General features: G+C 67.0%; 20 protein-coding genes and 1 pseudogene. 15 read left to right on the plus strand and 6 right to left on the minus strand.

Annotated features, from left to right (window positions below; all coding sequences use genetic code 11):
- The first annotated feature begins 510 nt into the window (after positions 1-510).
- A complete protein-coding gene (locus tag KTR9_RS24780) occupies positions 511-1,827 on the plus strand; it encodes an IS256 family transposase (protein WP_014928678.1) in 1,317 nt (438 codons plus the stop codon).
- Positions 1,828-2,127: 300 nt separating this feature from the next.
- On the opposite strand, the pseudogene KTR9_RS24785 reads toward KTR9_RS24780, so the two are convergent.
- A pseudogene (locus tag KTR9_RS24785) lies at positions 2,128-3,524 on the minus strand (IS1380 family transposase).
- A gap of 1,453 nt (positions 3,525-4,977) precedes the next feature.
- The gene (locus KTR9_RS24790; protein WP_014928681.1) at positions 4,978-5,367 is read right to left on the minus strand and encodes a nuclear transport factor 2 family protein; all 390 of its coding nucleotides are present in this window, start codon (positions 5,365-5,367) and stop codon (positions 4,978-4,980) included.
- A 147-nt stretch (positions 5,368-5,514) separates the two neighbouring features.
- Here KTR9_RS24790 and KTR9_RS24795 point away from each other — a divergent pair, with 147 nt between their 5' ends.
- From KTR9_RS24795 to KTR9_RS24815, 5 genes are read left to right on the plus strand one after another with little or no spacing between them, the layout of a single operon-like run.
- The gene (locus KTR9_RS24795) at positions 5,515-6,600 is read left to right on the plus strand and encodes a glycerophosphoryl diester phosphodiesterase membrane domain-containing protein (RefSeq protein ID WP_238553997.1); all 1,086 of its coding nucleotides are present in this window, start codon (positions 5,515-5,517) and stop codon (positions 6,598-6,600) included.
- Entirely contained in the window at positions 6,597-7,277 is a 681-nt protein-coding gene (locus tag KTR9_RS24800) for a DUF4129 domain-containing protein (RefSeq protein ID WP_014928683.1), read from the plus strand. The genes KTR9_RS24795 and KTR9_RS24800 overlap by 4 nt, the downstream gene beginning before the upstream one ends.
- Positions 7,274-8,545 carry a DUF4350 domain-containing protein gene (locus tag KTR9_RS24805; protein ID WP_193363211.1) on the plus strand — a complete coding sequence of 424 codons (1,272 nt, stop codon included), beginning with the start codon at positions 7,274-7,276 and terminating at the stop codon, positions 8,543-8,545. The genes KTR9_RS24800 and KTR9_RS24805 overlap by 4 nt, the downstream gene beginning before the upstream one ends.
- Positions 8,542-9,621, plus strand: coding sequence for an AAA family ATPase (locus KTR9_RS24810; RefSeq protein WP_014928685.1), 1,080 nt, complete (start codon positions 8,542-8,544; stop codon positions 9,619-9,621). The genes KTR9_RS24805 and KTR9_RS24810 overlap by 4 nt, the downstream gene beginning before the upstream one ends.
- Positions 9,621-10,913, plus strand: a complete 1,293-nt coding sequence (locus KTR9_RS24815; protein ID WP_014928686.1) for a DUF58 domain-containing protein — start codon at positions 9,621-9,623, stop codon at positions 10,911-10,913. Before KTR9_RS24810 ends, KTR9_RS24815 begins: the two co-directional genes overlap by 1 nt.
- 95 nt (positions 10,914-11,008) lie before the next feature.
- Here the strand turns inward: KTR9_RS24815 and KTR9_RS24820 are convergent, their stop codons facing one another.
- Entirely contained in the window at positions 11,009-11,419 is a 411-nt protein-coding gene (locus tag KTR9_RS24820; RefSeq protein ID WP_014928687.1) for a RidA family protein, read from the minus strand.
- A gap of 79 nt (positions 11,420-11,498) precedes the next feature.
- On the opposite strand from KTR9_RS24820, the gene KTR9_RS24825 reads away from it, so the two are divergent.
- Positions 11,499-11,891 carry a winged helix-turn-helix transcriptional regulator gene (locus KTR9_RS24825; RefSeq protein ID WP_014928688.1) on the plus strand — a complete coding sequence of 131 codons (393 nt, stop codon included), beginning with the start codon at positions 11,499-11,501 and terminating at the stop codon, positions 11,889-11,891.
- 99 nt (positions 11,892-11,990) lie between these two features.
- On the opposite strand, the gene acnA is transcribed toward KTR9_RS24825, so the two are convergent.
- Positions 11,991-14,588, minus strand: a complete 2,598-nt coding sequence (gene acnA / locus KTR9_RS24830) for an aconitate hydratase AcnA (RefSeq protein ID WP_014928689.1) — start codon at positions 14,586-14,588, stop codon at positions 11,991-11,993.
- A 106-nt stretch (positions 14,589-14,694) separates the two neighbouring features.
- Here acnA and KTR9_RS24835 point away from each other — a divergent pair, with 106 nt between their 5' ends.
- From KTR9_RS24835 to KTR9_RS24860, 6 genes are all read left to right on the plus strand, one after another.
- A complete protein-coding gene (locus tag KTR9_RS24835; RefSeq protein ID WP_014928690.1) occupies positions 14,695-15,375 on the plus strand; it encodes a GntR family transcriptional regulator in 681 nt (226 codons plus the stop codon).
- Positions 15,376-15,628: 253 nt separating this feature from the next.
- A complete protein-coding gene (locus tag KTR9_RS24840; RefSeq protein WP_014928691.1) occupies positions 15,629-16,675 on the plus strand; it encodes a Bug family tripartite tricarboxylate transporter substrate binding protein in 1,047 nt (348 codons plus the stop codon).
- A 58-nt stretch (positions 16,676-16,733) separates the two neighbouring features.
- A complete protein-coding gene (locus KTR9_RS24845) occupies positions 16,734-17,132 on the plus strand; it encodes a universal stress protein (RefSeq protein WP_014928692.1) in 399 nt (132 codons plus the stop codon).
- Positions 17,122-17,685, plus strand: a complete 564-nt coding sequence (locus tag KTR9_RS24850) for a tripartite tricarboxylate transporter TctB family protein (protein ID WP_014928693.1) — start codon at positions 17,122-17,124, stop codon at positions 17,683-17,685. Before KTR9_RS24845 ends, KTR9_RS24850 begins: the two co-directional genes overlap by 11 nt.
- Positions 17,685-19,190 carry a tripartite tricarboxylate transporter permease gene (locus KTR9_RS24855; protein WP_014928694.1) on the plus strand — a complete coding sequence of 502 codons (1,506 nt, stop codon included), beginning with the start codon at positions 17,685-17,687 and terminating at the stop codon, positions 19,188-19,190. Before KTR9_RS24850 ends, KTR9_RS24855 begins: the two co-directional genes overlap by 1 nt.
- A 52-nt stretch (positions 19,191-19,242) precedes the next feature.
- Positions 19,243-19,920: an RraA family protein gene (locus tag KTR9_RS24860; protein WP_014928695.1), complete on the plus strand. Its 678-nt coding sequence runs from the start codon at positions 19,243-19,245 to the stop codon at positions 19,918-19,920.
- 65 nt (positions 19,921-19,985) lie between these two features.
- Here the strand turns inward: KTR9_RS24860 and KTR9_RS24865 are convergent, their stop codons facing one another.
- Together KTR9_RS24865 and KTR9_RS24870 are read right to left on the minus strand one after the other, a co-directional pair.
- A complete protein-coding gene (locus tag KTR9_RS24865) occupies positions 19,986-20,261 on the minus strand; it encodes a membrane protein (RefSeq protein ID WP_014928696.1) in 276 nt (91 codons plus the stop codon).
- A gap of 78 nt (positions 20,262-20,339) precedes the next feature.
- Positions 20,340-21,335 (minus strand): stage II sporulation protein M, encoded by a 996-nt coding sequence (locus tag KTR9_RS24870; protein ID WP_010843837.1) that lies wholly within the window; start codon positions 21,333-21,335, stop codon positions 20,340-20,342.
- Between the two features lie 112 nt (positions 21,336-21,447).
- Between KTR9_RS24870 and KTR9_RS24875 the strand changes: the two genes are divergently transcribed.
- Positions 21,448-22,290 carry an RDD family protein gene (locus tag KTR9_RS24875; RefSeq protein ID WP_014928697.1) on the plus strand — a complete coding sequence of 281 codons (843 nt, stop codon included), beginning with the start codon at positions 21,448-21,450 and terminating at the stop codon, positions 22,288-22,290.
- A 61-nt stretch (positions 22,291-22,351) separates the two neighbouring features.
- A complete protein-coding gene (locus tag KTR9_RS24880) occupies positions 22,352-23,593 on the plus strand; it encodes a lipase family protein (protein WP_083889010.1) in 1,242 nt (413 codons plus the stop codon).
- Positions 23,594-23,611: the final 18 nt, after the last annotated feature.

Consider the following 23,611-nt stretch of genomic DNA (forward strand, 5'->3'; position numbering starts at 1 on the left):
GCGAACTATTCTGCCGTGCAATGTGATTCGCCGAATCTACTTCGGCTACCACACAGACCTGGCGCGCGGCCATCTGCCGTGCGCGCGAATCCCCTCGCCTGGCACCAGCGAAGAGCTCGTCGAGCTGGGTTTGCACTGCCCCGCCGGCGGTAGTGCACGGATCATCCGGACCCGGCGACTGCACGGTAGCCAACCGCTGGACCTCGGCACCCATGCAGTCGTGCTCAACCCCACCCCGACCCTCACACAGCTATTCGTTCTGTACGCGGGGACATAACCGAGCCGCCTCCCCTCGACATGTCACGCAGAATGCTTTTCCCTCAGTCGCTTCCAGTGTCGACGCAACACTTAACTAGCACGTTGCGTAGCCTCAGTGCCCGGCTCTCGTAGGTACTCAATGACATTCGCCTGAACCACTAAGGTCGTTCTGTTGAGGGCGAGGGGACTGTCGTGAGAACGGTGTAAGTGGCCTTACCGCCCTCGGTGTGTCGGGGGCAGGAAGGTCGCATCATGACCGACACTCTGGTGGCTGTGGAGCCATCTGATGAACACGATGACGGGATCGTCGAGGTGCCTGCGGACCGCAGCGTCGATGAACTCGAGGTAGCCCGCGAGCTGGTCCGCCAGGCCCGGGAGGCCGGGGTCCGCCTGACCGGTCCGGATGGGTTGCTCAAAGCGATGACCAAAACGGTGCTCGAGACGGCGCTCGATGAAGAGATGTCTGAGCATCTCGGTTACGACAAGCACGACCAGCGTGGTCGCGGGAGTGGCAACTCGCGCAACGGGTCTCGGTCGAAGACCGTGCTGACTGATGCGTGTGGGCAGGTCGAGATCGATGTCCCGCGGGATCGGGCGGGCACCTTCGAGCCGCAGATCGTGAAGAAGCGCCAACGCCGCTTGACTGATGTGGATGAGGTGGTGTTGTCGCTGTATGCCCGTGGGCTCACCACCGGTGAAATCAGCGCCCATTTCGCCGACATCTACGGTGCTGCGGTCTCCAAAGACACGATCAGCCGGATCACCGACCGGGTGCTCGAAGAGATGGCCACCTGGCATGCCCGTCCGCTCGAACGCGTCTACGCCGCGGTGTTCATCGACGCCATCCATGTCAAAATCCGCGATGGGCAGGTAGGGCCCCGGCCGATCTACGCCGCGATCGGGGTGGATCTGGCCGGGCATCGTGACGTGCTCGGGATGTGGGCAGGTGAAGGCGATGGTGAGTCGGCAAAGTACTGGCTGGCGGTGCTTACCGAGCTGAAGAACCGGGGTGTAGCCGACATCTTCTTCCTCGTCTGCGACGGGCTAAAAGGCCTGCCGCAATCGGTCGGGGCGGTCTTTCCCGACACGGTGGTGCAGACGTGTGTCATCCATCTGATCCGGGGCACATTCCGCTATGCCGGCCGCCAGCACCGCGATGCTATCGCCAAGGCGATCAAACCGATCTACACCGCCCCCACCGCTGCAGCCGCGGCCGAGGCGCTGGATGCGTTCGACGCCGAGTGGGGGCACCGGTACCCGGCAGCTATCCGGTTGTGGCGCAACGCATGGCAAGAATTCATACCGTTCCTCGACTACGACATCGAGGTCCGTAAGGTGATCTGCTCGACGAATGCGATCGAGTCACTCAACGCCCGCTACCGGCGCGCAGTGCGGGCTCGTGGGCATTTCCCGAACGAGCAGTCGGCGCTAAAGTGCCTGTACCTGGTGACCCGGTCGCTCGATCCGACCGGCACCGGACAGAAACGATGGACAATGCGGTGGAAACCAGCACTCAACGCATTCGCCATCACCTTCGCCGACCGCATGCCGGCCAGCGAAGACAACTAACCGAAAACGCCACTTACACCGTTAGTCTGATACTCCCAGGGCGAGCAGTAATGCAGTCCCAGTCCATCGCCTAAATGACAGTACCTGTCGTCATCCGCTCGGTATGTCGTCGACGGTGTGCCCGATCCAGCGTTCGTAATGATCGGCGGGCGCTAGCTTAGCCTGGATCTTTCACGTGAGGTTGGGGCGGGTGGGGTTGTGGTGTGGGCGTGCGGGGGTTCCGGCGTGTGGCCGGTTCTTCGGGTCCTGGGTTTGTCGGGTGTGGGGCTGCAGAGACTGAGTGCGTGGTCGTTGGGGTGCTCAGGTGGTGTGTAGTGCGGTCCAGCCGGTGGTGATGGTCTCCAGGTGGGGCCAGTTGGTCGGTAGTCGCAGGAGTTGGCGTCGTCCGGAGTGGATGATGCGCCCGGCCACGGCGAGGATGCGTAGGCGTAGTTGTTTGGGTTCCCATCGGCGGATTGTGGCGTGAGGGCCCCAACATAGGGTTTGGGTCCATACCAGTAGTTCTGTTGCCAGACAGACTATTTCCAGCCAGATCTGGTTCTTGGTGAACGCCTGGAACGGCAGGTTGGCCAGTCCGGTGTCTTTGAGGTTGCGGATGCGGTCCTCGGCGCGGGCGCGTTGGCGGTGGCGTACGTTCGAGGGTGCGGTAGCGTCCAGCCGGTGCCGCGGGTGTTGGTGGCGAACACGGTGTAGCGGCGGCCATCGATATCGGTCAACCGTAGTTGGGCCCCGGAGTGGGGGTACTCGCGGCGGACGATGACGCGCATCCCTGCCGGCCATGAGGGGGCATCAGCGTTGGCCAGGGCGGGAATCGTGCTGGTCAGCTCGGCGACGTGGGCGTCGAGTCGAGGTTCACCGTGGGTGTCGATGGCTGGTTGCCAGGCCTGTTCGGGTAGTCGGGCCAGTGCGGTTTTGATGGTGTCGGAGACGATGTAGCCGATCGAGTACTGCAATCCGGCGTCGGTGATGTGGGCCAGGAACTCTTTGGAACATCCCGCGGCGTCGGTGCGGACGAGTACCTGGCCGCGTTCACCGGCCGGTAGCTGGTCCAACGCGGCGCTCAGCGTGGTGATGTGCAGGTCAGCGCCTTGGGGTGAGGCGCCGCCGCGGCGGAGGTCGCAGATGAGTGGTTCACCGGTGCCGTACTGGCCGTGATCGAGCAGTGCGCACATCGGGGCGTGGCCGTACTGGCGTTTGTAGTTGATTTCGGCGTGTTCTTTGTCCGAGTGCGCGGTCACGGTGGTGGCGTCGAGATCGATGATGACCTGCCCGCCGTCGAAGCTGACCGGTCGTCCCTCCAGGGGCCGTCGCCGCGCCCACACGCGTTCTCGGCAGTGTGCGCGGGCCTGGCGGATGGCGGCCACGGCTGCGGTGGAGTCCTCGGCGAGTGTGTTGATCAGGCGAGAGGCTGTCGGGTCCGAGGCGACGGTGCCGAACAGGGCGGGTTGGGCGCGCACGATCGCCAGATCAGACACACAGTCACCGCCCACGGCGACCGCGGTCGCGAGGTCGAGCAGCACTTTGGCGGGGTGGTGCACGGTGCGCGAGGTTGTCCACGGCATCAATGCCGCGCTCAGGGCGGTATCGAGACCGGCGATCTGCATGGTCTTGCGTAGCAGGACCGCGCCGGTGGTGCTGGTCAGTGACTCACTGCGGTCGGTATCGACAACCAGATGTGGGTAGCGGTTATGCTTCACGTGCGAAGTGCCTCTCTGCGCCAGGATCATTGTCTTGTGGTGATTCAATAATCCACTGGCAGACAGGCACTTTCGCGTATTCACACGCCGACAACCCCACACGCCCATGAAAGATCCAGGCTTAGGGAAAAACTCCCGCCGAAGGTCGGCGATGAGTTCCACATAGTCAGAGTCCCCGGTGAGGGCCGCGGTCCGTAGTGTCCTGAACACTGCGGTGAGCGGTTCCTCGCTGGTGGCTTCGACCATGGCTGTAACCGCATAGGTGCTGGCTAGGGGTGTCACCTCGCCGGTATCGGTAGTGGTCCGCAGTTCGATTCTGCTGTCGGCGTTGAATGCATCCCACGCGTTCGTTGTGTGCGGTTCGTCGAAGGGAGGTGGTAGTGGTGTCCTGTTGTCCAACGCGTCGAGGGCCTCGCGTATCCATTCGATATCGGCTACGCCGGCGATTGTGTATGCGCGGCGAGCGGCCCATGCCGCGATCCTGCGTAATTTTGGTTCTCTGGCCCGGGTCATTGCATCGACAAGCATCCTGTCGTGACCAGCGAATTCTCTGGCGTAAGCCACCCGACGGAGCTTGTCGGTAGGTGGTCGTCCGCCCCAATCGATCGCTTCTTGTTTGGCCCAGATCGCCGTTTGCTCGTAGCCGTACTTGATGTGCATGGTTGCATCCGCTGCCGGATCGGGGTCCCACCAGTTCCGTGTCTTATGGATGTTGATGTCGTCGTTCCATGCCGCATCGGACTTGTGAAGCCGGCGCATCGCAGCGGGCTGGGTGGCCCTCCATATCTGCACGAGGTACGACTCGGTGGGTTCGTCGACCTTCAAGTCCCAGTTGGCATCGCGCCCTCGAGCAGACACACGAAACGTATTGATGCCTTTGAGAATCGGGAGCGTGGGAAAATCGGGTGCCAGCTCACCATCCAACGTGATGACCCGGATGGGTTTGCTGACTCTGATGGTGGCTTCCTCGACCACCTCCCAGTCGTTGGAGGTGACATCAATATCGTCAGGCTGTCCATCTAACACTTCCACCGTCAATGACACCGGACCGTAGGCGACGCCGGTCTTGATGGTGACGAAGTTCGGGCCAATCTCCATCGCGCTGCCAGTCACGGCTGGCTTGTAGGTTTCAGCGGAGGGCGCCCCCACGACGAACTGATGGTGGTCAACCACCACAGTCCCAGAGAACGTCATCAGACCAGTCTCCACGGCTGTCGAGTTTGAAGACAGAAAGAATGCCTCGTCGTCGCTCTGGAGTTTCGATCACCGTGCTGTCGGCTCAGGATCGTCGGTGCTGTGGGCTTGTCGCAGCCGGCCTCACGTCATCGTCACCTTGCGTTCATAGCCGAGGCCGACGGCGATCGGGCCTCGCAGCCACCGGGCCCCCAGCAGTGCCACCGCTACCGCCGAGGACGAGGAAGCCCGGCTGTGCCCTCCGACGCCGTCGCTTCCGTCAGAGCTGCTTCAGATCCGACTGCTGCCACACCGCGCGCATCGTCGACACCTTGCCGTCGGCATCGAAGACCATGATGTCGACGGGGGTGATCTCGAAGGCCAGTCCGGCGGTCTTGGTGACCAGGGTGAACTCGAAGACGGCGGTGTCGCCGGCGATCTTCTTCCATTTGAGCGTTGCGGTGCGCTCGTCCATACCGGTGATCACCGAGTAGAACTCGACGAGCTGCTCGCGGGTGTCGCGGATGTCTGCGCCGATGGGGTCCTCGACGGTCGCGTCGGGCGCGTAGAGGTCGGCGATCTGTTCGGCGGTACCCGAATTGAGCAGTTCGATGTAGGCGTCGACGGCCGCCTCGATCTTCTCGGCGAGCCCGGCTTGTTCCACGGTCATGAATCCTCCACAAATTAGAACGTGTTCTAATTCGGCACCGTAGCACGGCGTCCGTCAACCGGTGGATGATTCCGGTGCACCGTCGGAGTTGTTTGATACGTTCGCCGCACAGTTCTCCCTGCGCGGAAAGGCCGGTGCACCTTCTCGATGTCCGAGCCGCCGCACGCACCGACGCCGCCTGCCGGCGCGTCTCCGTGGCGGCCGCCCGACGTCTCCGATGAATGGAGCCCGATCCCCGAGGCCGGGACACGGCCACACCCGATCGCGCCCGGGCCGCAGCCGGCGTGGGGGTCGGCGCAGCACGGCGGGTGGCCGACTGGCCGGCAAGGGTGGTCGGAATGGATGCCCGCGCACCACCCCACGACGGCCAGCGCCCTGTTGCAGCGCATCTTCTCGACCGTTGTCACTGCACCCCGTATCTTTCTCGGGCTCGTCGCGATGACGTGGGTGGTGGCGGCACCGCCCCTTGCCGGAGCCACATTCTGGTTGAACACCACAGATCTGGCCGTCGACGACCCGAGCGACTGGGCATCGATCATCGCTCCTCTCGCTGCGATCGTCTGCGTCGTCTTCGTTCAGTGGATCGTGGTGGCCGGGACGCTCACCGGTCTCGCCGCACACCCCGTGGCGCGCGTTCGTGCCGGCTCTCGGCCCGCCTTCGACGACACGCTGCGGTACGCATGGCGTGCCCTCCCCAGGCTCCTGGCCTGGACCGTGCTCCTGGGGTTCGCAGTCGCAGCGGCTTTCACACCCGCCGTCGCGCTCTTCGGTCTGGGCGCCGCGTCCGGCGGATTCGTGCTGCTCACCGGGAGCCTGCTCCTCGCCCTCGTCGCTGTCGTCCCGGTGGCCTGGCTGCTGGTCCGCGCGGTGTTCACCGCACCGGCGATCGTGCTCGACGGACTCACTGTGCGAGAGGCGGTCGCCCGCTCGGGTTCGTTGGCCGCGCAGCGATTCTGGCGGGCCTTCGGCGTCCTGGCGGTCATGCTCGTGCTGGCGTGGGTCGCGATGACCACGATGATGTATCCGTTCGATCTCCTCGGATCCTTCGCCGGCACATGGTTCGACGACGCGGACGCCGACACGTACGAGACCGTCGTCTCGGTGGTCGGCTCAGTCGTCGCGTCGATCGTCGTGCAACCGGTGCTGACCGTCGTGCCGGCCGTCCTCTACGACGACGCGCGCGCCGCCGAGTCGGCAGCGACACCGGCTGTCCCGGGACGGGGCGACCGGTGATCGGAATCCTCGCCGCGCCCCTGGACCCCGCCAATGACGAGGCACGCCGGTGGGCCGAACAGGAGCTCTCCGAACCCGACTACCAACCGCCCGAGCCGTCATGGTTCGACCGCTTCGGTGAGCGCCTCTGGGAGTGGATCGCCGACAACGTCTTCGGCTGGTTCGGCGGCTCCGACACGCTGCGCGCCATCGTGATCGTCCTGGCGATCGCGCTTGTCCTCGGACTCGTCGTCGTGGTCATCCGTCATCTCCGTCGCAACCCGCGCATCCCCCGGCCCACCGGTGCCGCGCCATCCGAATCGGTGCTGACCGGTCCGGCTCGGTCAGCGGCCGAGTTCCGGTCCGACGCCGACACCGCATTCGCGGCGGGACAGTACGACGCGTGCGTGCTTGCCGCCGTGCGCGCCGTGGCCCGCCGCGGAATCGAGCGCGGACTGCTGGCCGACGAGCCGTCCCTCACCGCCCACGAGGTGGCCCTCGACCTCGGACCCCGCTTCCCCGCACACGATGCCGGATTACGCAGGGCCACAGACCTCTTCGACGCCATCGCCTACGGCGACCGGCACGCGTCCGCCGAATACGCGCGTAAGGTTCTCGAACTCGAGCGCGCGGTCTCGTCCGCGCGACCAGCCGAGCCGGATGTCAACCGACCGCGCCGCCAGGCGGTGCCCCGATGACCGGCACCCTGCAGGCCGCCCCGCCGCTGCGTCCCCCGCCCGCGAAGAACAGGACACCGGCCTGGGTCTGGGTGGTCATCGTCGTGGTGATCGTCGTCGTTGTCGCCGGCATCGGCCTCCTCGGTGTCACCGCGCTCACCGGGGTGCGGGGTACGCCCGGGCCCGGGGTGAGCAACGACCCCGACAACGCCCAACCCGGCGGGTCGCGGGCGCTCGCGCAGATCCTCGACGACCACGGTGCCGACCTCCGGCTGGTGCGCGGACTCGACGAGTTCACCGACGCTCCGCGCCCCGACGCGGAAACCACGGTGGTGGTGAGCTCGACGTCGTCGTTGAATCCCGGTACCACCGAGCAGTTCCGCGACCGCGTGCAGGACGCCGACCGCGTGATCCTGATCGCACCGGACAACACCGTCCTGACCGCGCTCGACCTCCCGGTCACATCCTCCTACGGCGACGGCCCCTCCGCGGTCGCCGCCGGATGCCGGACACCCGGGATCGACGAGACCGACATCGTCGGCTTCACCCCCTTCGGCTACTCGTCCACCTCGCCCTCGGCCACCGCCTGTTTCACCGCCGGCACGACGTCGGATCTCGTCGTCGTACCGCGAACCGCCGAGCGACCCGAGTTCGTCGTGATCAGCGGCGGGATGCTCACCAACGAGCAACTCGCGCAACAGGACAACGCGGGCGTGGCGATACGCGTGTTCGCCGGTTCCGATGACATCCTCTGGTACGTACCGTTCTTCACCGACCAGGTGGCATCCGACGACGAAGAGTCCGACATCCCGGCGGCGGTCGGGCCGCTCATCGTGTTGACCGTCTTCGCGGTTCTCGCCTTGATGCTCTGGCGGGGCAGGCGATTCGGATCGCTGGTCACCGAGCCGTTGCCCGCCGTCGTCAAGGCGGTCGAGACCACCCGTGCGCGGGGCCGGATGTATCACCGCGCCGGAGCCGACGCACGGGCCGCTGCGGCGTTGCGCATCCACACGCTGGGCTCGCTGGCGTCGTATCTCGGCCTGCCGTTCGACGCGGCACGGGCCACCGATGCACTGTCGCAACCAGACTGGGACGCCGTCGTCGCGCCACAAGAGACCGCGGACCCGACGGTGTCGGCGATCGTCATCGCCGTGGCCGGGGCGACCCATCGCGACCTCGGCGAGATCCGTTCACTGCTCGCCGGTCCGCTGCCCACCACCACCGCCCAGCTCGTGCGCTTCACCGCCGATCTGACCAACCTCGAGAAGGAAGTCCGACACACACCATGACCGTCGACCCGTCCCGCGACCCTGGCCCCGGTCCGTTCACCCCAGACCCTTTCACCCCAGACCCGTTCACGAAAGCAACTCCCGGCCGGCCACCGGAGAACGCCCACCACCGGCCCGGCGGGGCGCCGAACCGCGCACGCGATGCGCTCGGGGCCGTCCGCGGTGAGGTCGCCAAGGCCGTCGTCGGTCAGGACCCGGCAGTGGCAGGCATCCTGATCGCGCTGCTCTGCCGCGGGCACATCCTGCTCGAAGGCGTTCCCGGCGTTGCCAAGACGCTGCTCGTCCGGTCGGTGGCCGCCGCGCTCGACGTCGAGACGAAGCGTGTGCAGTTCACTCCGGACCTCATGCCCGGCGATGTCACCGGATCGCTCGTGTTCGATTCCGCCAGCTCTGAGTTCACGTTCCGCGAGGGACCGGTGTTCACCAATCTCCTGCTGGCCGACGAGATCAACCGCACCCCGCCGAAGACGCAGGCATCGCTGCTGGAGGCGATGGAGGAACGTCAGGTCACCGTCGACGGTGATCCGCGCCCGCTACCCAGCCCGTTCCTCGTCGCCGCGACCCAGAACCCCGTCGAGTACGAGGGCACGTACCCTCTGCCCGAAGCGCAGCTCGATCGGTTCCTGCTGAAGGTCACGTTGCCGCTCCCGCCTCGCGACGACGAGATCACCGTGCTCACGCGGCACGCATCCGGATTCGATCCGCGCAACCTGTCCGCCGCAGGGCTCCGGCCGGTCGCCACGGCCGCCGACGTTGAGGCCGGCGCCGAGCAGGTCCGTCGGGTGACGGTCGCTCCGCAGGTCACCGCCTACATCGTCGACATCGCTCGGGCCACCCGGTTCTCACCGTCGCTGGCACTCGGCGTCAGCCCGCGAGGAGCCACCGCCCTACTGGGCACGAGCCGCGCATGGGCGTGGTTGAACGGCCGCGACTTCGTGACCCCCGATGACGTGCAGGCGCTCGCCCAATCGACGCTGGCGCACCGCCTGTCGTTGCGCCCGGAGGCCGAACTCGAGGGGGTGTCGGTGGGCTCGGTGCTCGACGCCGCCATCAACTCGGTGCCCGTCCCCCGCTGATGTTCCTCACCGGCCGCTTCCTGATCCTGGTGCTGCTCGGCGCAGTGCCCGTCCTGATCTGGCCGAATTACGCGGTCCCCGTTCTGTGGACGATGTTCTGCGTCCTGCTCATGTGCCTCGACATCGCGCTGGCGGGGTCCACGAAGTCGATCACCATGTCGCGTTCGGCGCCCGGCCCGATCCGGCTCGGTCAGAGCACGACATGTTCGATCACGGTCACGAACCACGGCTCGGGGACCTTCCGTGGCGTGCTTCGCGACAGCTGGCAGCCTTCGGCCGGTGCGTCGGAGAACACCCATCGGGTGACGATCCCGCGTGCGGAGGCACGTTCGGTGACAACGACTCTCGCCCCCACGCGCCGCGGTGACCGGCTCGCCGTCCGGGTCGCCGTGCGGCGACTGGGACCGCTGGGCGTCGCCGGACGCCAACGGTCGGTACCCCTGCCGGGCCGCGTTCGCGCACTCCCACCCTTCGACTCGAGACGGTTGCTGCCCTCTCGGCTGGCCCATCTCCGCCAGCTCGACGGCAGATCCGCGGTGCGGGTACGGGGTCAGGGCACCGAATTCGATTCCCTTCGTGACTATGTCGAGGGTGACGACGTCCGTAGCATCGACTGGCGGGCCACCGCCCGGCGCCGTTCGACGGTGGTCCGTACCTGGCAGCCGGAGAAGGACCGCCACATCGTCATCGTCTTGGACACCTCACGGACGTCAGCCGGGCGCGTGGGCGACACCCCTCGACTCGACGCCGCGATGGACGCCGCCCTGCTGCTGGCCGCCCTCGCGTCGCACGCCGGTGACCGGGTGGATCTCATCGCCGGTGACCGCCGAGTCCATCGACGGGTGGTCGGCGTCGGCCGCACCATGCTGCTCAACAGTCTCGTCACCGCCATGGCCGACCTCCAACCCGCTCTCCTGGAGGCGGATTGGCCGCTGCTCGGTGCCGAGGTCGCCAAGATCGGTCGCCAGCGCGCGTTGCTGGTGCTGCTCACACCCCTCGAACCCGCAGCCGTCGAGGAGTCGCTCCTCCCCCCACTGGCAGTACTCGCGCAGCGCTACAAGGTCATCATCGGCTCCGTCGCCGACCCTGCACTCGACGCGATGCTGACCGAGCGCGACGACGCCACCCAGATCTACGACGCCGCGGCCGCGGCACGCACGCTCACCCTGCGCGATCGGACCGCCACCGCGGTGGGCCGGCTCGGCGTCGACGTGGTGGACGCGGCCCCCGACAAGCTGCCCGCGAAGCTCGCCGATCATTATCTGCTGCTCAAGTCGCGGGGATTGCTGTAACCGGTCGCGGTCGTCCGGCCCCCGCGCTGCAGAGTGCGGGATGCGTAGCGGTTTCCTCTACGCATCCCGCACCCTGGTCAACGGGCCGGCGGCAGTCAGTCGAGGATCGCCGTGGCCTCTACTTCGACGAGGACATCGGGTTCGAAGAGGTAGTCCACGCCGATCAACGAGGCCGGTGGCATGGGAGACGGCAAACCGATGTCCTCGGCGACGCGCTCGACACCGGCCATGAAGTCGGCGATCTTCTCGGGCGCCCAGTCGGTCACGTAGAACGTCAACCGCAGGACGTCGCCGAAAGTGGCTCCTGCCCCTGAAAGTCCAGTCGCGGTGTTTCGCAACGCCTGAGCAACCTGGCCCGCCAGGTCACCCGGTGCCACGGGCGATCCGTCGGCCGTTCGAGCGATCTGGCCACTGACGTGCACGTGACGCGTCCCCGTGCCCACAGCGACGTGGTGGTACGGCGTCGGCTGGGTCATGCCCCGCGGGGTCGAGTAGTCAACGGTCATGGTGTTCTCCTTAGCGGCGTCCAATCGGTATATCTTTGATACTTGGTGGCTGCAGGACACTTCAAGGAGACGTGGTTTCATGACCGATACCGGTGGACAGTCCGTCGAGCTCGCGATCAGCGCACCACATCGCGAACTGCTCGATCAGGTGCTCGACAAATGGTCGTTGGCGGTCTTGAACGAACTCTGCGAGCAACCCTGCCGCTTCAACGGTTTGCGGCGCGCCATCCCAACGGTCACCCAGAAATCGCTCACCGCGACATTGCGCAAGCTCGAGCGGAACGGCATCGTCGAACGGGTACTGCTGAGCTCGCGTCCGGTTGCGGTCGAGTACCGAATCACAGCGCTGGGCAAGACACTTCGTCCACCGATCGATGTGATCCTCGAATGGGCGAAGGCACATATGCCTGACATCGAACGTGCTCGGGCGGCATTCGACACCGCCGAGGACGATGCAGCCGGCGGGCGCTGACTCATGCTTGCCACCGCGCACTGTGCGCGCAAGCGAGCCCGAAGCTGGGTGGTTCCGAGCGAACCGCGGCATCCACGAGCGTCCCCGGTTCGTAGTCCGTCATCTCCCGAGTTGCTCGTCCAGAATGCTGGGGATGACACCGCCCCGTCGAAGAAGTCGGCGGTCCAGGTCGGTCTCTACGGCGACCTGAGCGTCGAAGCGCACTTCGGTCCCGTCGACCCGCCGGACCACGACCGCCACCGTCCCGCGGTCGACGGCGTCGGCGGTGCCGACGATGTGCAGCAGGTCTCCCGGCCGCAGGTCCTGCAGCCCGCCGTCGACATCGGCGGGAATGAGCAACGGCAGGACGCCCACCCCGATCAGGTTGGACCGGTGGATACGTTCGAAACTGCGCGCGAGCACCGCCCGCACTCCGAGTAGACGCACCAGCTTTGCCGCCCAGTCGCGCGAGCTGCCCATTCCGTACCGTTCACCGGCCACGATCACCACCGCGTCGCCGTCGTCGGCATACCGCCGGGCGGCGTCCGGGAGGGACAAGACCGTGCCGGTGGGTGCATGTACGGTCTGCGCGGGTCCTGCGTGCGGGGCGAGTGCGTTGTGGACGTTCTTGTTCTGGAAACCGCCCCGCAGCATGGCTTCCCAGTTGCCGCGCCGAGACGCGTAGACATTGAGGTCGCCCGAGGCCTCACCCCGCTCCACGAGGTATCGACCGGTCGGACTGTCGACGTGGATGGCCCCGGCCGGCGAGATGTGGTCGGTGGTGATGTCATCGGCGAGGACGAGCAGCGGGTGGGCGTGGTAATCGCCCAGCATGCTGTGCGCGAAGTCGTCATCGGCGAAGGGCGGACGTCGCAGCGCCGTCGACGACGGATCCCACGGAAACAGCGGCCCATCCGGCACATCGAGTGCGTCCCACGCCGGATTGCGGGACGCCGCTGCGAAGTCGTCGACGACATCGCGCGGCCGTCGCGCCGCATCCGTGAGGGCATTGATCTCCTCCGGGGCGGGCCACAGGTCGGCGAGCATCACGTCCCGTCCGTCGGCGTCGATGCCGATCGGTTCGGACATGGGGTCGATGCCCGCATCACCCGCGAGCGCGAAGACGATCACCATCGGCGGTGACATCAGCAGGCCCAGTTCGAGGTCCGGGTGGACGCGCCCGGGGAAGTTGCGATTGCCGCTGAGGACCGCCACCGGCTTCCGCGTGCGCGCCGCAGCCACCGCGATGATCTCCGCCGGCAGCGGACCCGAGTTGCCGATACAAGTGGCACAACCGAATCCGACGATATCGAACCCGACCGCGGACAGGTCGTCGACCAGACCGGCTCGCTCCAGTACGCCGGCGGCAGAGGGCGAACCCGGCGCGAGGGAGGTCTTCACATACGGCGGCACCTGCATCCCCCGCTCCCGCGCGCGGCGGGCAACCAGGCCGGCGGCGATCAGGAGGCGTGGGTCAGAGGTGTTGGTACAGCTCGTGATCGACGCGATGGCGACGGGGAAGGCAGGCATCTCGGTCTCGTCATCACACCGAGGTGGTCCCTCGGCGCGAAAGGTCGCCGGGAGGTCGGTCACCGGCACCAGATCCTGCGGACGGCGCGGACCGGCCACGGAAGGAACCACCGCGTCCAGGTCGATGTCGATCGTGCGCGTGAAGCGCGGTGCGGCGTCGGGATCGAACCACAGGCCGAGACGACGTGTCACCGACTCGACGAGATCACAGTGCTCTGTCGAACGCCCGGTGTCGGCAAGGTATTCGACGGTCCGCGCGTCGACGGGGAAGAACCCGGTGGTGGCACCGTATTCCGGGGCCATGTTGGCGATCACGGCCCGCTCACCCACCGACAGTCCCGATACGCCCGGTCCGAAGAACTCGACGAACTCGCCCGTGACCCCGATCTCGCGCAGACGGTGGGTGACCACCAGCGCGAGGTCCGTGGCCATCACGCCCGCGGAGAGCGTCCCGGTGAGGCGCACTCCGACCACCTCCGGGATTCGAAGTGTGGTCGGCATGCCGAACATCACCGTTTCAGCTTCCAAACCACCTATACCCCAGCCCAATACACCGAGTCCGTTGATCATGGGCGTATGGCTGTCGGTGCCGAGCATCATGTCGGGTACCGCGTGGTCGACGCCGTCGATCGCCTCCACCGTCACCACGGTGGCGAGCTGTTCGAGGTTGATCGTGTGCATGATCCCGGTGCCCGGCGGGTTGATGTGCACGGTGTCCATGGTCTTCGACGCCCACGACAGAAAGCGGTACCGCTCCGCGTTGCGACGCATGTCATGGGCCAGGTTGATGACAGCGGCATCGCGGCGCGCGAACGACTCGACCGCGAGGGAATGGTCCACCGAGACCTCCACCGGTAGGCGCGGACTCAACGCCGTCGGGTCCCCACCTCGAGCGGCAACCGCGTCACGCATGGCGGCGATGTCGACCAGGGCGGGCGTGCTGGTCGTGTCGTGCATCAACAACCGACCTGGTACATAAGGGATCTCGGCCTCACTCGTGCCGGTACGAAGCCACCGGGTCATGTCGTCCAGGGCCCGATCCCGCGTCTCGGCGTCGGCATGGCGACTCACGTTCTCGGCGAGCAGACGAATGACTGTGGGCCACTGCCGGTACACGTCGGCTCCGACCCGTCGCGCGACGTCGACCACCGGCAAATCGGATCGCCCGTGGTACTCAGTTCTGCTCATGCCCCCATCATAGGTTATAACCTATAACTTGCACCACCGATGCTATCATCTCGGAGTCCGCTCGCGCCGGATCTCGACGCCCATGACCACTGCCGGGAGGCCCGCCATGACGACACCGGGCGGGATGTTCACCAAGAATGATTACGCATACGCAGAACTCCAGCGACGAATCCTGACCGGCGTACTGCCGGCCGGCGCGGTGATCCCCCAGGCCAAGCTCGCCGCCGAGATCGGTGTCAGCACCACACCTCTCCGCGAGGCGATCCGCCGGCTGTCCGCCGAGGGCATGGTCGAGCTCGAGGCCCACCGAGACGCCCGGGTGACCCCGGTGTCCGCCGACGAGGCGCGTCACCTGTACCAGGTGCGCGAGAACCTCGACCCGCTCGCGGCGGCGCTGGCCGCGCGAACCCGCACATCCTCCGACATCGCGGCCATCAGCGACGCCTTCGACCGCCTGTCGCCCATCGCCAGCGCATCCGATCTCGATGCCCTTGTCCGCCACCGGGAGTTTCACCGCACCGTGTATCGCGCGTCGGGTAATCCCGTCCTGATCGACATCCTCGAACGACTCTGGGACAAGGCGGACCGCTACCGCGTCATCGGCCTCTCCCACCGAGGCGACTCACCCGCCGACCGGTCGCGGGTCACCGCCGAGCACCGGGCGATCATGGAGGCCGTCGCCGACGGCGACGCCGGTCGAGCGGATGCGGTGATGCGCGAGCACATCGGCAACAGCCTGGGCCGTCGCGCGATCGATGCGCTCGGCGAGGATTCCGCAACCGCCTGACAGCCACATCAGCGTTTTGTGCGATGTGGCCCGCGTCACGGTCATAGGTTATAATCTATAACCAGCACTCGCCTGACCGCGCAAAAAGCGCAAAACGATACTTATGCGCCTAAGCGTGATCGTGATGCCGGTTACACGAACACTCCTGATGTGACCACCGACGTGATTGTCCTCACATCCGATCCAGAAGCGAGAAGACGATGTTGGTAGCACTCGGCCTCGGCGACCGACCCCGAATGGAAACGAGGAACGCATGACCTCACCACCTCCCCGTGCCGACGAACCGGCCGAGACCCCACCGGCAGCCTCCACCCCGAGGCGTCTGCCCACGTTCGTCAAGGCACTCGGCGCTTTGGTGGCTGCGGCGATCATCGCCGTCGGTGTCATCGACGCGGCCGGGAGTGAGGGCGGCGCGGACGCTCGGTCGCAACTGACCCTGATCGCGCCCGCCGCCGCCGGCGGAGGTTGGGACGGCGCGGCGCGTGAGATGCAGCAGGCGATGCGAGCGCAGAACATCGTCAACAACTCGCAGGTCGTCAACATCCCCGGCGCCGGGGGCACCATCGGACTCAGCCAGTTCGCCGGCATGACGGGCGACGCCACCACGATCATGGTCATGGGCATCACGATGCTGGGCGCGATCAACATCAACGGATCCGACGTGGATCTCGGTGACGTCACCCCCATCGCGCGCCTTGCCGATGACTACGACGTGGTCGTCGTACCGGACGATTCCCCGATCACGACCATCGACGAGCTGATGGCCGCGTGGAAGAAGGACCCGAAGGGATTCACCTTCGGTGGCGGGTCGCTGGGCAGCGTGGATCAGATGATCATCAGCCAGATGGCTCGCGAAAACGGCGTCGACCCTGCCGCGGTCAACTACATCGCGTACTCCGGCGGCGGCGAACTGGCGACCTCGCTCATGTCGGGGACGATCAAGGCATCGGTCAGCGGCTACGAGGACTTCGTCGACCAGATCGCCGCCGGAAATCTACGCGCGCTGGCGATCTCGGCCCCCGATCCGGTTCCGGCCATCGATCTGCCGACGCTGTCGGAGTTGGGTTTCGACGTCACCCTCACCAATTGGCGCGGCGTGGTCGCACCGCCGGGGATCACCGACGACGAGCGGACCGAACTCGAGGCGATCGTCACCGAGGTCGTCGAGTCACCGGAGTGGCGCGACGCGCTGCAGCGCAACAACTGGTCCGACACGTTCACGCCCGGCAACGGATTCACCCAGGTCATCGACCAGCAATCGGAGTTCGTCCGCGGCATCTGGGCCGATCTCGGGTACTGACCCTCGAACCCGGCCCGGACCGCATCACCCCTGCCCCACACGACATCACGGAGACCCCATGACCATCCTTGTCGCCTTCGCCCATACCCCCGAAGGTCGAGCTGCGCTCGAGCACGGCCGGCGCCTCGCGAACAGCGAGAACACTCCACTCATCGTCTTCGACATGGACACCGCTGCTGTCGAGGACGACGGCGGCATCACCGAACCCGACTTCGCGCGTGCCGGAAACGCGGTCGACGGCAACGCGATTCGTTGGCTCGGCCATCGTCGCGAGGACTCCGACCCGGCCGCCGAACTCATCGACGTCTCCGAGGAGTTGTCCGCCGATCTCATCGTCGTCGGCCTGCGCCGACGGTCGCGCGTCGGGAAGCTTCTGCTCGGTTCGAATGCCCAACGCATCCTCATCGATGCCGAGGTCCCGGTACTGGCAGTGAAGGCGGCCCATCATGACGACTGACAACGCGGCGGCCCAGCCCGCCGGCACGCCGCTCGACGACCGGCCGGACCGCGCACGCCGACCGCTCACCGGACGAAGCGGCCTGGTCGTCGCAGGAATGATGCTCGCGCTTGCCGTCTACCTGACCGCCGGCATCATCGGGATGGACATCCCAGGCAGCGCAGCAACTCCCGGACCGGCATTCTTCCCGATCATCTTGACGATCTGCGCCTACCTCATCGCCGGTCTCCTGACCGTCCAGACGCTACGTCACCCGGACGAGCCCGATCCCGACATCGTGCCGCCGGCGACCGGGCAGTGGCGCACGCAGAGTGACTGGCGTGCAATGGGTCTCGTCCTGGGCGGGCTGATCGCCTTCACCGTGCTGCTGATCCCCCTGGGTTGGATCCTGTCGGCCGCACTGCTGTTCTGGATCGTCGCCCACGCCATGGGTTCCACCCGCCCGGTTCTCGACATCGCGGTGTCCCTCGTCGTCTCCTGCGCGGTGCAGGCGTTCTTCTCGGCGGGTCTGGGACTGAATCTGCCCGCCGGCATCCTGGGAGGACTGTTCTGATGGACAACATCTCGCTCCTGTTGGAGGGGTTCTCCCAGGCGCTCACCCCGATGAACCTGCTCTGGGTCTTCATCGGCGCGCTGCTCGGCACCGCGGTGGGGGTGCTCCCCGGTCTCGGTTCGGCGATGGCCGTCGCGCTGTTGCTACCGGTGACCTTCACGCTCGACCCCACTGCCGCGTTCATCATGTTCGCCGGCGTGTACTTCGGCGGCCTGTTCGGCGACTCGACCATGGGCATCCTGATGAACACGCCCGGGGGGTCCACGGCTATCGCGACATCATTCGAAGGTCACCGGATGGCCAAGCGCGGGAGGGCCGCGCAGGCGCTGGCCACGGCCGCCATCGGCGCCTTCATCGGCGGCATGATCGCGACGACCATCGTCGTGTTCTTCGCGCCCAAGCTCGCCGACCTCGCGATCCAGTTCGGTCCCGCCGAGTACTTCGCACTCGCCGTCTTCGCCTTCATCGCGATCGCGTCGGTGGTCTCCGACTCCGTCATCAAGGGCCTGACCGGGCTGCTCATCGGCTTGATCCTCGCGGTCATCGGGATCGACGGGATCTCGGGCACCCAGCGCTTCACCATGGGCGCACCCGAGTTGTTCGACGGCATCAGCATCATCGTGATCACCGTCGGCACCCTGGCCCTGGGCGAGGTCATCTACGTCGCGTCTCGCATCCATCGCACGCGTGCCCCGGATACGGACGCCGTCATCGGGCGGCCCTTCCTCAAGCGCGCCGAGTTCCGTGAGGCGCTCCCGGCGTGGTTGCGCGGCACGGGTTTCGGTGTTCCTTTCGGCGTCATCCCGGTCGGTGGCGCGGAGGTGCCCACGTTCCTCGCCTACGGGACCGAGCGGCGTCTCGACCGCAAGCGCCCCGACCCCCAGTTCGGACAGGGCGCCATCCGCGGCGTCGCCGGACCGGAGGCGGCGGGCAACGCGACGTCGGGCACCGCGATGGGGGCCTTGCTCGCGATGGGCCTGCCCACTTCCGCCACCGCGGCGATCATGCTGGCCGCGTTCCAGCAGTACGGTCTGCAGCCCGGCCCCCTGCTCTTCGAACGCAACGCCGATCTCGTCTGGACGCTCATCGCCAGCCTGTTCATCGGACTGGTCATGCTGCTGATCCTCAACATGCCGTTCGCGGCCATCTGGGCGAAGTTGCTGTTGATCCCCAGGCACTACCTCTACGCGGGTATCGCGGTGTTCTGTGTCCTCGGCGTGTACGCCACATCGGCCGCGATCACCGATCTCATCCTGGTCATCGCTATCGCCTTCGTCGGATATCTACTGCGCCGCTACGGGTTCCCGCTCGCTCCGGTCATGATCGGCGTCGTCCTCGGCCCCCTCGCCGAGACCAGCCTGCGCAACGCGATGATGTCGAGCGGCGGTGATCCGAGCGTACTGATCGGCAGCGCGATCACGTGGGTCCTCTACGGCGTTCTCGCCGTCGTGGTCCTGTTCACCGCGTTCCGCCGCCTACGGATGCGTACGCGCCAGGACACGTGATCCGACGGCAGTTCCCCCGGTTCCACCCGTTCTCACCGAAAGTCTGCAGCTGATGCCCACCCGCACAACCACCGATCGCGCACTCATCCGCTCCCGGTTCCTCACCGTCGATGTCGCGAATGTCGCCGACGTCCTCGATGACCTCGGCCACCGCGATCAGGCACTCGCCACCGACGTCACGTGTGTGGCCGGGCGCGAGCGTCTGGCCGGGTGGGCGTTCACGATCTCGGGCGCGATGAGCGACACCCCGGGACGAGACCCGCTGAAAGCGCGGGCGTGCAACCAGATCGGCCCGGACGAGGTGTCCGTGTGGCAGGGGAACGGGCGCGGCGTCTGTTACTTCGGTGAACTCGTCGCGATCGGGATGATGCAGCGGGGTTCCCCCGGCGCAGTGCTCGACGGCGGTGTGCGCGACAAGAAGTGGCTGCACGAGATCGGTTTCACGACGTTCTCCCGCTATCCGGCCTCGGTCCAGACCAGCGGCCGCTGGCGCGTCAGTGCGTGGCAGACGACCGTCACCCTGCCGGGTGCGTCCGGGAAACCGGTCGTCATCGAACCCGGGGACTTCATCCTCGGCGACGACGACGGTGTCATCGTCATCCCCGGTGGGGTCGTCGACGTCGTGCTCGAGGCGGCCGAAGCCATGACCGAGAAGGAGGTCGACGTCCGTGCCGCGATCCGCAACGGCATGACCCTCGCCGACGCGATGGCGGAGTTCGGTCGAATCTGATCACAGAGTGCGGGATACGTACCGGTTTCCGGCACGCATCCCGCACTCTGGTCAACGGACCCGCGTCAGCCGCGTGCCAGCGCCGCCCGGTACCCGAGGAAACCCAGGTAGCCGGCGAGGCCGATGAGGCCCAGCCGCCGGGTCCGCGGCGACACCAGCGCGAGGCCGATCGCGGTCTCGGAGGCACCGTTGCGGTAGGTCCAGGTGGTGGTGTCGTCAGGGAACACCGGCGCGGTGATCGGAGCGAAGACCTGCGGCGCCACGAAGTGCGCCACGCCGGTCGCGGCCAGTCCCCCGCCCAGCAGCGAGACAGCGTCCAGTGATCCCTTGCGAGTGGCCATCAGAGTGTTCCCTTCGTCGTCGTCGACTCTCCCGGAGATCGTAAGCGCCGGCACGTCGCGACCGGACCCCGACAGGCGCTATCTCACCGTCGGCACCGTGAGTCCGCGGTCGGCCTCGTCGAGGTCACCGGTGTCCCCGTACTCGTGAGCGCGACGGCCGGCGACGAAGACGTAGGCCATGAACAGCGACCAGGCCGTCACACCGATCCCGATGCGCGCCCAGGTCGGCAGCGGGGACGGCGTGACGAATGCCTCGATGACCCCGCACAGCAACAGCACGACCACCAGACCCAGTGCGACTCCGACCGCCGCCCGGCCCTCCTCCCCGAGAGCCGTTGCACGCGTCCGATTTCCCGGGGACACCCACGCCCAGAAGATCCGCAGACCCACCCCCGCGGCGACGAACAGGCAGGTCAACTCGAGCATCCCGTGCGGCAGGATCAGTCCGAAGAAGAGGTCGCCGCGACCGTGGCGAATCATGATCGACGCCACGACCACCAGATTCAGGACGTTCGTATAAAGCATCCAGATCACCGGGAAGCCGAACACCCCCAAGGCGATACACAGGGCGGCCAGCCAGAAGTTGTTGGTCCACACCCGCGCGGCGAACGACGTCGCCTCGTATTCGCTGTAGTAGTTCTCGAAGTCGTTGGTGACGAGGCTTTCGATCTCGGCGGGCGACGCGAACGAGCTCTCGATGCGCGGATGGGCCAGAACCCACCACGTCATGATCGCCGCTGCGCCGAGCGACCCACCCATCACCGACAGCCACCACCAGCGCATCCGGTACAGGGCGGCGGGGAACGACCGGGTGAAGAACTCGATCACCGTCGTCGGCGTGCTGACGCGGGTTCCGGTCGCACGGCCGCGGGCGCGAGCCAGGAGAGCCGACAGGTACGCGACGAGCGACGCGTCGGGGGCGGTCGACCGGATGACCGACAGATGGGTGGCCACGCGCTGATAGGTGTCGATCATCTCGTCGGCCTCGGCACCGGTGAGTCGGCGACGCCGGGATAGCGCGTCGAGCCGCTCCCACGTCGCGCGGTGCGCGGACACATAGGCGTCGAGATCCACGCGGCCAGGGTATCCGGCATTCGCGCGACCGCGGCACGTGTCATTCAGCGGGACCTCGCGGGTGTGTGTTCCCGACGCCGCGTCGCGGTATCGCGTCGTAGGGTGAGGCGTGATGTCTCATCCCGTGCCGCCGCGACCCCCAGTATGGGGTGCGGGCGCCACGACGACGGTCGGCGTCGGGCGCGACGACCTGGTCTCCGGCGAAGCCGTCGCTCTCGCACTGCCGCCGGCCAACCTCGGCTACCGGATTCTGTCGGGCATCCTCGACGTCCTGCTCGGTTTCGGCCTGTGGTTGTTCCTGTGGTGGATGTCGTTCAAGGTCGCCGGCGAGGCGAGTGACGCGTGGCGCGGAACCATCAACACGTTGATTCCCATCCTCGCCGTCGTCGCTCTTCCGACACTGCTGGAGACCGTCACCCCGGGAAAGTCCGTGGGCCACCTCGTCCTCGGCCTCCGGACGGTCCGAGATGACGCCGGTCCGACGGGTTTCCGGCACTCGCTGACCCGCGCGCTGATCGGGTTCATCGAGCTCTACGCCTGTCTGGGACTCCCGGCGCTCATCTCGGCGGCCATCTCCCGACGAAACAAGCGCCTGGGTGATCTGCTCGCCGGGACCTACGTGATCCGCGACCGTCATCGGCTCGTCGAACAGGCCCCCATCGACATGCCGCCGGGTCTGCGGTCATGGGCCGTCTCCGCCGACATGGCCGCACTTCCCGACCCGCTCGCGGTGGTCATCAGGCAGTTCCTCAACGGCCGGCACGGCATGAAGCCCGAACCACGGGCGTACGCCGCCCGCCGGATCGTGTTCGACGTCGCACCGTTCGTCGCCCCCGCTCCCCCGCCCGGTGCCCAGTTCGAGGACGTGTTGTCGGCGATCATGGCCGAGCGCCGGCGCCGAGACACCGAACGCCTGGTGCGCGAAGCCCAACTGCGGGAACGTCTGCTGCGCTGATCCGTGCCGCGGCAGGGCTCAGCCCGGCACGCGACCCATCCATCGCGGCTAGGCTGCTGGGGTGACGGTGACACTGACCGCGAAGGACAAGAGCCGAGCCGCTGGCCGACGACTGGCCTCCGGCCTCCTGGTTGTCGGAATGGCCTGTGCCGCAGTCCTCACCGGCGCCGCCCCGTCGTGGGCAGCGCCGAGCGAGGGATCGGTGACCGTCTCGCACGTGGTCCCTCGCATCATCGACACCGAGATGGTGGCCGACCGGACTGTCGCCCTACCCCAGGCTGATTCGACGCTGCGCGTGCGATACACCTCGACCTCGATCCGCGGCGTGCCGACGGTCATGTCCGGAACCCTCCTCACCCCGCCGACGCCGCCACCCGCAGGTGGCTGGCCCCTTGCCGTGTGGAACCACATGACCGTGGGGGCAGCCGACGCGTGCGCCCCGTCGGTTGCCCACGCCGGCCACAGCGAACTACCCCGCATGACGTCCGGCGATGGCATCGTCGCCCGGCTGCTCGACGCCGGTTTCGTCGTGGTGCGCCCGGACTTCGAGGGTATCGGCGGGCCGGGGCCACATCCTTATCTCATCGGGGACTCGTTGGCGCGGTCGGCGATCGACATGGCGCTCGCGGCGGCCGATCACGATCCGCGCATCGGTCGCGACGTCGTCGTGGCGGGCCATTCGGAGGGAGCCGTCGCCGCACTGTCGGCCGCTGCTCGTCCGTCATCGGAGTGGGGACCCCTGCGGTTACGGGCCGTGTCGGCGCTGGCACCACCGACACGAGTCGCCGGCCTGCTCGACGGCGCGTCCAACGTCCCCGTCGCCGGGCCGGCCGTCAACGAACTCATGGGACTGGCCGCGCTGATCGGGAGCGGTGCGGCTGCAGCTGATCCCGCGTTCGACGAACTGATGGACAACGGCGGACTCAGCGCCCGGGCGCGCGAACTGCGTCCTCAGGTCGAGACCCGCTGCTACGCAGACCTGACGGCAGCGGATTCGTTCGGCGGTCTCGCACCCACCCAGCTGCTGGGACCCCGCGGCGAGGAGATGAAGCAGCGGCTGCTGACGACCCTTCGCAACAACGATGTTGCGCGACTTCGCTTCTCGAAGGCTCTTCCGGTCCGGGTCGACTCCGGCACCGTCGACACCGTGTCCCCGCAACCGCTGGTGGCCGGTCTGGTCGACACCTACCGACGGTCGGGGGTGTCGGTGACCTATACCGATCATTTCACCGGACACCCAGGGGTGGCGACCGATCCCCGCAACGCCGCGACCATCGCCGACTGGCTCATCGGCCGGGTGTGAGGTTCCCGGCTCGGTGCG

Origin of the sequence: Gordonia sp. KTR9, from assembly GCF_000143885.2 — a bacterium.
Lineage (GTDB): Bacteria > Actinomycetota > Actinomycetes > Mycobacteriales > Mycobacteriaceae > Gordonia.

Excerpts from the sequence above, each read along its gene's own strand:
- KTR9_RS24780 (WP_014928678.1), top strand. The coding sequence starts at position 511 with ATGACCGACACTCTGGTGGCTGTGGAGCCATCTGATGAACACGATGAC.
- KTR9_RS24790 (WP_014928681.1), bottom strand. The coding sequence starts at position 5,367 with ATGACCGTGGAACAAGCCGGGCTCGCCGAGAAGATCGAGGCGGCCGTC.
- KTR9_RS24795 (WP_238553997.1), top strand. The coding sequence starts at position 5,515 with ATGTCCGAGCCGCCGCACGCACCGACGCCGCCTGCCGGCGCGTCTCCG.
- KTR9_RS24805 (WP_193363211.1), top strand. The coding sequence starts at position 7,274 with ATGACCGGCACCCTGCAGGCCGCCCCGCCGCTGCGTCCCCCGCCCGCG.
- KTR9_RS24810 (WP_014928685.1), top strand. The coding sequence starts at position 8,542 with ATGACCGTCGACCCGTCCCGCGACCCTGGCCCCGGTCCGTTCACCCCA.
- KTR9_RS24815 (WP_014928686.1), top strand. The coding sequence starts at position 9,621 with ATGTTCCTCACCGGCCGCTTCCTGATCCTGGTGCTGCTCGGCGCAGTG.
- KTR9_RS24820 (WP_014928687.1), bottom strand. The coding sequence starts at position 11,419 with ATGACCGTTGACTACTCGACCCCGCGGGGCATGACCCAGCCGACGCCG.
- KTR9_RS24825 (WP_014928688.1), top strand. The coding sequence starts at position 11,499 with ATGACCGATACCGGTGGACAGTCCGTCGAGCTCGCGATCAGCGCACCA.
- acnA (WP_014928689.1), bottom strand. The coding sequence starts at position 14,588 with ATGAGCAGAACTGAGTACCACGGGCGATCCGATTTGCCGGTGGTCGAC.
- KTR9_RS24835 (WP_014928690.1), top strand. The coding sequence starts at position 14,695 with ATGACGACACCGGGCGGGATGTTCACCAAGAATGATTACGCATACGCA.
- KTR9_RS24840 (WP_014928691.1), top strand. The coding sequence starts at position 15,629 with ATGACCTCACCACCTCCCCGTGCCGACGAACCGGCCGAGACCCCACCG.
- KTR9_RS24845 (WP_014928692.1), top strand. The coding sequence starts at position 16,734 with ATGACCATCCTTGTCGCCTTCGCCCATACCCCCGAAGGTCGAGCTGCG.
- KTR9_RS24850 (WP_014928693.1), top strand. The coding sequence starts at position 17,122 with ATGACGACTGACAACGCGGCGGCCCAGCCCGCCGGCACGCCGCTCGAC.
- KTR9_RS24855 (WP_014928694.1), top strand. The coding sequence starts at position 17,685 with ATGGACAACATCTCGCTCCTGTTGGAGGGGTTCTCCCAGGCGCTCACC.
- KTR9_RS24860 (WP_014928695.1), top strand. The coding sequence starts at position 19,243 with ATGCCCACCCGCACAACCACCGATCGCGCACTCATCCGCTCCCGGTTC.
- KTR9_RS24865 (WP_014928696.1), bottom strand. The coding sequence starts at position 20,261 with ATGGCCACTCGCAAGGGATCACTGGACGCTGTCTCGCTGCTGGGCGGG.
- KTR9_RS24875 (WP_014928697.1), top strand. The coding sequence starts at position 21,448 with ATGTCTCATCCCGTGCCGCCGCGACCCCCAGTATGGGGTGCGGGCGCC.